Genomic DNA, 7,297 nt, shown 5'->3' on the forward strand with positions numbered 1-7,297 from the left:
GCCCAGGCCAGGTGCTCGGGCGTGTTCAGCCCGTGCACGGCGAGGCCTTGCAGCCGCGGCACCCCCAGGCGCTTGAGGATGCCCTGCAGCTGCTGCTGGCTGCTGGCCAGGTCGCCGCCCGGCAGCAGCTTGCTGGTGATCAGCCAGCCCCCCTGGGGCGCCAGGCCCCGCCGCGCCAGGGCGGCGATGGCCTCCCCCAGAAAGCGCTCCGCTGGCCCGTAGGCGGGGGCGGTTTCCAGATGGTTGATGCCGGCGGTCAGGGCCGCGCCCAGCACCGCCTCCATCTGGCCGGGGCTGCCCAGCGCGCGCATTGTGCCCAGGCTGAAGGCCGACACCGCCGGCCCCCGCCCGAACGGCCGTCTAGCTGGGTTCACGCGGCTGATCCGGGGTGTCCGGTTCGCCGGGGTCGCTGGGGCTGGGGTCGTTCTCGGGCTGGGYCCGGCCCAGCTGCCGCACCAGCTCGGCGGGGCTCACCGAGTCGAGGAAGCGGCGGAAATGGGCCTGGTCGGCGGCGTCGGCCTCGGCATCCACCGGAATCGAGGCATCCGCCACCACCTCCTCCAGCATCCAGATCGGCGTGCCGGTGCGCACGGCCAGGGCGATGGCATCGCTCGGCCGGGCATCGACTTCGCTCAGGCCTTCGGGGCCCGGGTTGTCTTGGCTGCGCAGCTTCAGCACAGCGCGGAAGGTGCTCTCCTCGATCGCGTGGATGATCACCCGCTCCAGATGCAGTCCGCCGGCCTCGAGCAGGGCCACCATCAGGTCGTGGCTGAGGGGCCGGGGGGGGCGGTCATGGCCGAGCCCCACCAGGATGTTCTGGGCCTGGGCCTGGTCGATCCAGATCGGCACCTGGCGCCGGCCCGCCGGGTCCCGCAGCAGCACGATCGGGCTGCGGCTGGCCGCATCCAGGGCGATGCCGGCGACGCGCATTTCGACCATGGCCGGCAGTGCCGCTAGGCAGCGATGAACCCGTGACTGATTATGGCCAGGAGGAACTGGAGCCCACGCCGATGTTCACCGGACTGGTCCAGGCCACGGGCACGATCGAACGGGTGCAGGGTGGTGTGCGGCTGCGCTGGGCCGCCAGCGAGGGCGGCTGGTCGGCCCACGATCTGGCCCTCGGCGAGAGCGTGGCCGTGGATGGGGTGTGCCTCACGGTGGCGGAGCGCTTCAGCGATGGCTTCCGCGCCGATGTCAGTGACGAAACCCTGCGCCGCAGCATGCTTGCGGCCAGGGCGGAACGCCGGGGCGCCGTGAATCTGGAGCCGGCGCTGCGGCTGGCCGATCGCCTCGGCGGCCACCTGGTGAGCGGTCATGTCGATGGCCTCGGCACCGTGCTGGCGGTGGCGGCCGAGGGGGAGTCGTGGCGGCTGGATCTGGCCTGGCAGGATCCGGCCTACGGCCGCTACGTGTGCGACAAGGCCAGCGTCTGCGTGAACGGCATCAGCCTCACCGTGGCGGGCTGCAGCCCCGATGGCGCCAGCTTCTGGATTGCCGTGATTCCTCACACCTGGAAGGGCACCACCCTGCAGGGCCTGCGCCAGGGCGATGGGGTGAACCTGGAGGCCGATCTGCTGGCCAAATACACCGAACGGCTGCTGGCTGGCGGCGCCCAGCCCGACCTCGACCGCGCCTGGCTGGCTGAACACGGCTGGCAGGCCTAGGGTCCAGCCTCTGCCTCTTGCGTTGCCATGGTCCAGCTCAGCCCAGCCCGGGATGCGGCAGCTCTGAGGACCTTCACCCTCGGGGAGGGGGTGCTGATGCTGGTGCTCGGCTTGCTGGCGATGATCTTTCCGCTGGCCGCCTCCCTCTGGGTCACCGCGATGGTGGCGCTGATCTTTCTGGTGGGAGGCCTGCTCGGCTGGATCAACAACCTGATGCGGGCCCGGCTGCTCGGCCGCTGGCTGGCCTTCTGGCGTCTGGTGGTGTCCACCCTGCTGGTGGCAGCGGGGCTGTCGATGCTGCTGCAGCTCGGTTCGGGACCGACCCAGGCGGCGGCCCCGATCGCCACCCTGGCCCTGGCCATCGGAGTGGTGTTCGTGGTGGAGGGTTTGGTGGCCCTGGGGGTGTCCCTGGCCCACCGGCGCATTCGGGGCTGGGGCTGGGGCCTGCTCAACGGCCTGATCACCCTGGCCCTGGGCACGACGATCCTGCTGCTGCCCGGCCCTGTGCTGCTGCAGGTGCTGGGCCTGCTGGTGGGCATCAGCTTCGTGTTCAGTGGCCTCGACCTGCTCAGCTTCAGCGCCAGTTTCCACGGCCCCGATCAGCACACAGCCGGCCAGCCCGAACCCCCCGGCAGCTGAGGTCCTGAACCGCTGGAGAGCCACCCCGGGGGAAACGTGCTCAGTCGCACCCCGCTGAAGCGGTGTCGTCGCTGGCTTCGGCCTCGGGGAAAGCGCCGTCTTGGAGCGGCAGCAGCCGGATGGAGCGGCTGTCCCGCTGCAGTTCGATGCGGAATTCCTGGCCGGGCTGCAGCCCCAGCCGGCGGGTGTAGGCGTTGCCGATCAGCAGATTGCCGTTGCCGTGCACGCGGGTGCGGAACTCCGCCTGCCGCCCCTTGCCCGGGCCTGGGGCGGCGGCGCTGCGACCGGCGCTCGCCTCGGGAACGGGGTAGCCCTTGGCGGCCACCAGGGCCTTGTGGAAACTCTTCTTGAGCACGCGGCCACTGGGGCCGACGTACCCACAGGCGCGGGCAATCAGGTCCTCAGGCTGGTCGCTGAGGGCTCTGGCCCTGTCGAGCAGGGCCTTGCCTTCGAGCATCCCGCCCGGACCACCGCCACTGCTGGGACTCATGCCTGGAGATCCTGGCGACAGGTCATGAGCTGAATTGTGCCCAGTCCGCAGGCTGATCGGCAACAACCCCGGGGCTGGAAGCGGCTCAGAGCACGTAGAGGATGCCGTAGAGCACCACCCAGATGCCGTCCACAAAGTGCCAGTAGAGCTCTGCGGCCTCGAGGCCGAAATGCTTCTCAGCGCTGATCCGACCACCGCTGCGGGTCTGCAGGGCCACGATCAGGATGCAGATCACCCCCAGGGTCACGTGCAGACCGTGGAAGCCCGTGAGGGCATAGAAGGTGCTGGCAAAGAGGTTGTCGGTGAGGCCGAAGGGCAGGGTGAAGTACTCCACCATCTGGCCGGCCAGAAAGGTGGATCCGAGGCCGGCTGACACCAGCAACCAGGTGCGGCAGGTGGCCAGGCGATTGGCGCGGATCTCGCGGCCGGCGCGGTGGAAGGTGAAGCTGCTCAGCACCAGCAGCACGGTGTTGATCGTGGGCAGCAGCAGCTCCAGCTCGTAGATGCTGCCCTCGGGCAGCGGATTCACCGCTTTGAAGGTGAGGTAGGCCGCGAAGAAGCCCGCAAAGGTCATGCCATCGGCCACCAGGAAGGTGGTGAGGCCGAACATGCGCACATCGGCATGCAGGTCGGCCTCGGCACTGGCCTCAGCGGTTGGGGCAGCCGCTGCAGGGCTGCTCAGCAGCGAGCTGTCGGAGGAGTTGGTGGTGGTCATGACTGGGCCTCAGGACGGGTGCCGTAGCCGTAGGGCTCGGTGACGAGGGGGGCCTCCCCCTTCCAGTTCTCCACCGGAGGGGGCGAGGAGGTGAGCCATTCCGGCGTCAGGGCGTTCCAGGGGTTGTCGCCCGCCGGCTCACCGTTCCTGGCCGTCATCACCACGTTGATCAACAGCGGCAGGATGCTGATCGCCATGATCAGGGCCCCCACGCTGCTCACCTGGTTGAGCGTGGTGAAGGCCGGGTCGTACTCCGCCACGCGCCTGGGCATGCCATTCAGCCCCAGCCAGTGCTGGGGCAGGAAGCAGAGCTGGAAGCCGATCAGGGTGAGCACGAAGTGCAGGCGACCCAGATCCTCGTTAAGCAGACGGCCCGTGAACTTCGGATACCAGTGGTAGAGCGAGGCGAAGATCACAAACACCGTGCCTCCGTAGACGATGTAGTGAAAATGACCCACCACAAAGTAGGTGTCATGAACATGGATGTCGAAGGGCACCTGGGCCAGGCTGATGCCTGTGATGCCGCCGAACACGAAGTTCAGAATGAAGCCGCATGAAAACAGCATCGCCGAGTTGAGGGCGATCTTGCCTCCCCACAGGGTGGCGATCCAGTTGAAGAACTTGATGCCCGTGGGCACCGCGATGAATGAGGTGGCAATGGTGAAAAACAGCCGCATCCATGGAGGTGTGCCGCTGGTGAACATGTGGTGGGCCCACACGATCAGGCCCAGCACCACGATGCCCATGATCGAGTACACCATGGTGGTGTAGCCGAACAGGGGCTTGCGGGCGTGCACCGGCAGAATTTCGCTGACCAGGCCGAAGGCCGGCAGCACCATGATGTACACGGCTGGATGGGAATAGAACCAGAACAGGTGCTGGTAGACCACCACGTTGCCGCCCAGGGCTGGGTTGAAGAAGCCGGTGTGGGCCACGATGTCGAAGCTCAGCAGGATCAACACGCCGGCCAGCACAGGGGTTGAGAGCACCACCAGCAGGCTGGTGCCCAGCATTGCCCAGCAGTACATCGGCAACTGCATCATCTTCAGGCCAGGACGGCGCAGCTTCAGCACCGTGGCGATGAAATTGATGGCGCCGAAGATGGAACTGCCCCCAAGCAGCAGCACACTCAGAATCCACACCACTTGGCCGGCAGCCGGGGTGGTGAGACTGAGGGGTGGGTAGGCTGTCCAGCCGGACTGGGCAGCAGCGCCCGCCAGGAAATAGCTGCTGATCAGCAGGATTCCAGCCGGTGGAATCATCCAGAAGGCCACGGCATTGAGCCTCGGGAAGGCCATGTCCCGGGCGCCGACGTAGAAGGGAATCAGATAGTTGCCGAAGCCGCCATTGACCACGGGCACGATCCACAGAAAGATCATCACCGTGCCGTGCAGCGTCAGCACCTCGTTGTAGGTGTCACGGCTCACAAAGTCGGACATCGGACTGACCAGCTCGGTGCGGATCACACCGGCCAGCGCTCCTCCCACCAGATAGAAGGCAAAGCCGCACACCAGATACTGAAGCCCGATCACCTTGTGATCGAGGCTGAAGCTGAGATAGCGGGCCCACCCGGTGGGCTGCAGACCCTCCTGGGGCAGAGGGCCTGGACTGGCGATCGTCATCGGCTGGAACGCTGCGGGGGAAAGTTCGGGGTCACGGTCAACACGCCAGTTCAGGTGCTCGTTGTGGGGGTGTTCTGCGCCAGCCAGGCGTCGAAGCTCTCGCGTTCATGCACCACCACGTTGGAGCGCATGCCGCCGTGGTAGGCCCCGCAGAGTTCGGCGCAGACGATCGGGTAGGTGCCGGCGCGGGTGGGGGTGAAGGAGAGCTGGGTGGTCTGGCCCGGAATCACATCCTGCTTGAGGCGGAACTGCGGCACCCAGAAGGCGTGGATCACATCGCGGGCCTCCATGCGCAGCTCCACGGGCTGGCCCAGCGGCACATGCAGCTCGCCGCTGGTGATGTCGCCCTGGGGGTAATGGAAGATGAAGGCGAACTGCATGGCCGTCACCTCCACCGGCAGGGTCGGGGGAACCTCGCCTGTCTGATCAGGGGTGGCGGCAGCGCCGATGCCCCCCCAGATGCGCTCCGGGTCTGGGCCGGGGCTGTCACTGACGATGGCGGCCCGGTCGATGGTGCTGTGATCCATGGCGCTGTGATCCATGGCGGCATGGTCCATGAGGGGGGCCATGCCGCCCATGCGCTCGTAGATGTCGTAGCTATAGATACCAACGAAAAGAATGACCACCGCTGGTATCGCAGTCCAGACGATTTCCAGGGGCAGGTTGCCCTCAATGGCCACACCGTCGCTGGTGTCGCCGGCGGTGCGGCGAAACCGCAGCAGGCTGTACACCAAAACGATGGTGATGCCTAGGAACAGCATCGTGCCAATGCTGAATAAAACCTTAAAAAGGGAGTCGTAGGTGGCGGCGTTGCTGCTCGCATCGAGCGGCAGCATGTTCACCCGATTGCCCACCAGGAGCCCTGTTCCCACAAGGCCAGTCGTGGCCAGCACGGTGGTGAGGGCTGTGCGGATCTGCACGGCATTGGAAGTACTGAGGATCAGCCTATGGGCAGGGCCGTGCCGATGCGAGCCATTGCGCCTGCACAGTTGTGATCAGCGCATCTCAGCGGGGTGTTGGTGTTGCTGGCGGCTGGCCATGTTGTGAATTGACGATGTGAGCGAATCCTCATCCCTCGCTCCCCGCACCATCGCTACCGTGCAGCGACTCTGGGGCGCTCGCTCCGATGCAGACAGGCCTGCGGCCATCCCAGACGCCCGACTCTGGGGCCCCGGCCGAGGCCGAGGCCCCTCAGGCAGGTCCCATCCAGGCCGGCTCCCCGGCTGATCAGCTGACCCCACGGCAGGCCGATCGGCTCGGGCAGCTCAGCCGCCTGAGTGGCCACCTGGTGGTGGCCTTGGTGGCCCTGGTGGTGATCGGTGGGGCCACCAGGGTCATGCAGGCCGGCCTGGCCTGCCCTGACTGGCCGCTCTGCTACGGCGTGCTGCTGCCTGGCCGGCAGATGAACCTGCAGGTGTTTCTGGAGTGGTTTCACCGGCTCGACGCCTTCGTGGTGGGGGTCGCCCTGCTGGTGATGGCCGCCGCCAGCCTGGTGGGCCGCCGTCAGCTGCCCGGCTGGCTTCCCTGGGCCTCCGGCCTGGCCCTGGCCCTGGTGGCCGTCCAGGGAGGTCTTGGTGCCCTCACCGTGACCCGGCTGCTGGCCTCCTCGATGGTGACGGCTCATCTGGCTGCGGCCCTCAGCCTGCTGGCCCTGCTCAGTGGGCTGCACCAGGCCCTGAAGCTGCAGCAGGCTCTCAAGCGGCACTCTCAGCCCGGCACGGCTCCCCTGGAGCGGCCCTGGCGACTCGTCTGGGGCCTGGCTGTCTGCGCTGCCCTGCTGCTGGTGTTCTGCCAGAGCCTGCTCGGGGCCTGGATGGCCAGCCACTGGGCCGCTGATCGCTGTCTGGCTGCCGGCGATGACTGCCGCTGGCTGCTGCTGCATCGCCAGCTGGCCCCTGCGGCCGGGGGTGCCGTGCTGGCTGTGGCCGCCCTCGCCGCCGCCCTCCGTCCTGCCCTGCCGCGCTCGACCCGCCTGCTGGCCCTCGGCGGCGCCCTGCTGGTGGTGGCCCAGCTGGCCCTGGGCGTCACCACCCTGAGGCTGGCCCTCGCCGTGCCCGCCGTGACCATCGCTCACCAGCTCGGTGCGGCCCTGCTGGTGGCCGTGCTCGCCGGCCTGCTGGGCCAGCTGCCTGGCCTGGCCGGCCGGCCCCCCTCAACATCCCCATCC

The 7,297-nt window shown here is 67.7% G+C and carries 9 protein-coding genes; 3 read left to right on the plus strand and 6 right to left on the minus strand.

The window, feature by feature from the left end; all coding sequences use genetic code 11:
• Together IQ216_RS09675 and IQ216_RS09680 are read right to left on the minus strand one after the other, a co-directional pair.
• Window positions 1-311 (minus strand): aldo/keto reductase (locus IQ216_RS09675; RefSeq protein WP_193815306.1); only part of this gene is annotated, 311 nt, incomplete at its 3' end.
• Window positions 312-360: 49 nt separating this feature from the next.
• On the minus strand, window positions 361-939 hold the full coding sequence (locus tag IQ216_RS09680) for a bifunctional nuclease family protein (protein ID WP_193815307.1): 579 nt from the start codon (window positions 937-939) through the stop codon (window positions 361-363).
• A gap of 71 nt (window positions 940-1,010) precedes the next feature.
• On the opposite strand from IQ216_RS09680, the gene IQ216_RS09685 reads away from it, so the two are divergent.
• Entirely contained in the window at window positions 1,011-1,664 is a 654-nt protein-coding gene (locus IQ216_RS09685; protein WP_193815313.1) for a riboflavin synthase, read from the plus strand.
• A gap of 27 nt (window positions 1,665-1,691) precedes the next feature.
• A complete protein-coding gene (locus IQ216_RS09690; protein WP_193815308.1) occupies window positions 1,692-2,303 on the plus strand; it encodes a DUF308 domain-containing protein in 612 nt (203 codons plus the stop codon).
• Window positions 2,304-2,343: 40 nt separating this feature from the next.
• Here the strand turns inward: IQ216_RS09690 and IQ216_RS09695 are convergent, their stop codons facing one another.
• The 4 genes from IQ216_RS09695 to IQ216_RS09710 form a co-directional block, all read right to left on the minus strand.
• Window positions 2,344-2,760 carry an AbrB family transcriptional regulator gene (locus IQ216_RS09695; protein WP_193815314.1) on the minus strand — a complete coding sequence of 139 codons (417 nt, stop codon included), beginning with the start codon at window positions 2,758-2,760 and terminating at the stop codon, window positions 2,344-2,346.
• A 118-nt stretch (window positions 2,761-2,878) separates the two neighbouring features.
• Window positions 2,879-3,508 carry a cytochrome c oxidase subunit 3 gene (locus IQ216_RS09700; protein WP_193815309.1) on the minus strand — a complete coding sequence of 210 codons (630 nt, stop codon included), beginning with the start codon at window positions 3,506-3,508 and terminating at the stop codon, window positions 2,879-2,881.
• Window positions 3,505-5,130, minus strand: a complete 1,626-nt coding sequence (gene ctaD / locus IQ216_RS09705; protein ID WP_193815310.1) for a cytochrome c oxidase subunit I — start codon at window positions 5,128-5,130, stop codon at window positions 3,505-3,507. The genes IQ216_RS09700 and ctaD overlap by 4 nt, the downstream gene beginning before the upstream one ends.
• 50 nt (window positions 5,131-5,180) lie before the next feature.
• A complete protein-coding gene (locus IQ216_RS09710; protein ID WP_193815311.1) occupies window positions 5,181-6,050 on the minus strand; it encodes a cytochrome c oxidase subunit II in 870 nt (289 codons plus the stop codon).
• 206 nt (window positions 6,051-6,256) lie between these two features.
• On the opposite strand from IQ216_RS09710, the gene IQ216_RS09715 reads away from it, so the two are divergent.
• A partial coding sequence (locus IQ216_RS09715; RefSeq protein WP_193815312.1) for a heme A synthase occupies window positions 6,257-7,297 on the plus strand: 1,041 nt, incomplete at its 3' end.

It is taken from the genome of Cyanobium sp. LEGE 06143 (genome assembly GCF_015207535.1).
Taxonomy (GTDB): Bacteria; Cyanobacteriota; Cyanobacteriia; order PCC-6307; family Cyanobiaceae; genus NIES-981.

Excerpts from the sequence above, each read along its gene's own strand:
- IQ216_RS09685 (WP_193815313.1), top strand. The coding sequence starts at position 1,011 with ATGTTCACCGGACTGGTCCAGGCCACGGGCACGATCGAACGGGTGCAG.
- IQ216_RS09690 (WP_193815308.1), top strand. The coding sequence starts at position 1,692 with ATGGTCCAGCTCAGCCCAGCCCGGGATGCGGCAGCTCTGAGGACCTTC.
- IQ216_RS09695 (WP_193815314.1), bottom strand. The coding sequence starts at position 2,760 with ATGCTCGAAGGCAAGGCCCTGCTCGACAGGGCCAGAGCCCTCAGCGAC.
- IQ216_RS09700 (WP_193815309.1), bottom strand. The coding sequence starts at position 3,508 with ATGACCACCACCAACTCCTCCGACAGCTCGCTGCTGAGCAGCCCTGCA.
- ctaD (WP_193815310.1), bottom strand. The coding sequence starts at position 5,130 with ATGACGATCGCCAGTCCAGGCCCTCTGCCCCAGGAGGGTCTGCAGCCC.